This is a genomic window from Arthrobacter sp. SDTb3-6 (assembly GCF_013376095.1).
Lineage (GTDB): Bacteria > Actinomycetota > Actinomycetes > Actinomycetales > Micrococcaceae > Specibacter.
The window spans coordinates 1-1,286 of record NZ_JAAMFN010000113.1 but is presented as its reverse complement, the minus strand read 5'-3'; the positions used below and the strand labels follow the sequence as shown (position 1 = coordinate 1,286).

2 protein-coding genes are annotated in these 1,286 nt (G+C 63.5%); both read right to left on the bottom strand.

What is annotated here, in order from left to right; translation table 11 throughout:
- Positions 1 to 756 (bottom strand): MFS transporter (locus tag G6035_RS19535; RefSeq protein WP_218063388.1); only part of this gene is annotated, 756 nt, incomplete at its 3' end.
- An 80-nt stretch (positions 757 to 836) separates the two neighbouring features.
- A partial coding sequence (locus tag G6035_RS19530) for an RraA family protein (protein ID WP_371131081.1) occupies positions 837 to 1,286 on the bottom strand: 450 nt, incomplete at its 5' end.

The window sequence follows — 1,286 nt, the reverse complement described above, 5'->3', positions numbered from 1 at the left end:
GAACAGCGCCGCGAGCACCCATACCCGCGGCAGGCGGGCGACCTTCCAGAGCGAAAGGCGGTCATCCGCTGGATTGGCGTCGTCCTCGGCCTTTAGCGTCGAGACCAGCCATTCGCGCTGGTCAGAGGCAAGCCATCGGGCCCGTGCAGGCGATTCCGGGAGAACGAAAAGGAGCACAACCCCGAGGATGACCGCAGGGGCTGCCTCAAGCAGGAACATCCATTGCCAACCGACGAGCCCGAAGAGCTGCGGCGGCGAGGTGAGGAGGAACCCTGACAACGGGGCACCGACAACTGAGGCCACCGCGGTGGCGGATACGACGCCGGAGTTGGCCCGTGAACGGTGTGCGAGCGGGAACCAGGCTGAGAGGTAGAAGATGATGCCGGGCATGAATCCGCCCTCGGCCACGCCGAGCAGGAATCGTAGGATGATGAACCACTGCTCACTCTGCACAAATGCCATCGCGCCGGAGATGATGCCCCAGCTGATCATGATTCGGGCCAGCCAGATGCGTGCGCCTACGCGTTGCAGGATGATGTTGCTGGGGACTTCAAACAGGGCGTAGCCGATGAAGAAGACGCTGGCGCCGAAGCCGAAGGCTGTTGCGCTTAGTCGGAGATCGGCGTTCATGTGCAAGGCGGCGAAGCCGATGTTGACCCGGTCGAGATAGTTGACAAGCAAAAGCAGAAAGAGAAAGGGGACCAGGCGCAAGGTCAGGTGCTTGATCGTTGTTCTTTCAAGAATTGTGTGCTGCACGGATTCCTCCTTGAATCGGTAGTTCAGCGTCCGTTCCCGAGCGGCTCTGCCAGGGATCGGTTGGACAATGGTCGAACGGCTCAGTTGGTGAGGTAGCCCGCGCGCTGCAGCTGGTGGTAGCCGTTGGCGAGGCGCGCTTCTTCCAGTGATGCGCCGCCACGAACGGCGTCAATGATGCGGTCCTCGGCGGCCTGCAGTCGCTGGGCGACCTCGAGAACCTCAGCCTCGTGAGGGCGCGGGACGACGACAACCCCGTCGTCGTCGCCGATCAGCAGGTCTCCCGGCAGGACGCGCAAGTCCCCGAGTGAGACAGGACCTCCCGTTTCCGGCACTTCCACGCGGTCCTTGCCTGTGCGCATGAACCGGCCGCGGGTAAAGAGCGGGTAGTCAAGCTCGCGGCTGGTGGCGACGTCGCGGCACACGCCGTTGATGACGGTTCCGGCAAGGGCCCGGCGGGATGCGACTTCGGTCAGGATCCCTCCCCATACCGTGCAATCGGTGCGGGCAGCGTTGTCGATGACGACAACGGC